Here is a 468-nt window from a genome sequence, read left to right as displayed (position 1 = left end):
TCCCACATTTTGTCCTGCGGTGTTTGTTACAGGGCGATCGGCTTACGCCCGGCAAACGAATGCGCCAGGGTCCCGCCATCCACCAGTTCCAGCTCGCCCCCCAGCGGCACGCCGTGGGCGATGCGCGAGGTAATCAGGCCTTTGTTGGTCAGCAGCTGGGCGATGTAATGGGCCGTCGCTTCGCCTTCCACCGTAGGGTTGGTGGCCAGGATCACCTCGACGAACGTGCCCTGCTCCTCGATTCGCGTCACCAGTTGCGGAATACCAATCGCCTCCGGCCCCAGCCCGTCCAGCGGCGACAGGTGGCCCTTGAGCACAAAGTAGCGCCCGCGGTAACCGGTCTGCTCCACCGCGTAGACATCCATCGGCCCTTCGACCACGCACAGCAGCGTGTCGTCGCGACGCGGGTCGGCGCATTGCGGGCACAGCTCTTCCTCGGTCAGGGTGCGGCACTGGCGGCAGTGGCCA

1 protein-coding gene is annotated in these 468 nt (G+C 65.6%); it reads right to left on the bottom strand.

Going from position 1 to position 468, the window contains the following annotated elements; genetic code table 11:
• Positions 1-26: 26 nt before the first annotated feature.
• Positions 27-468: recombination mediator RecR (gene recR / locus HX846_RS37990; protein WP_178967554.1), on the bottom strand; the 442-nt coding region annotated here is incomplete at its 5' end.

Source organism: Pseudomonas sp. K5002, from assembly GCF_013386655.1.
Taxonomy (GTDB): domain Bacteria; phylum Pseudomonadota; class Gammaproteobacteria; order Pseudomonadales; family Pseudomonadaceae; genus Aquipseudomonas.
Note: the sequence above shows the minus strand (reverse complement) of the source record. Positions and strands in the feature narration are given on the sequence as shown.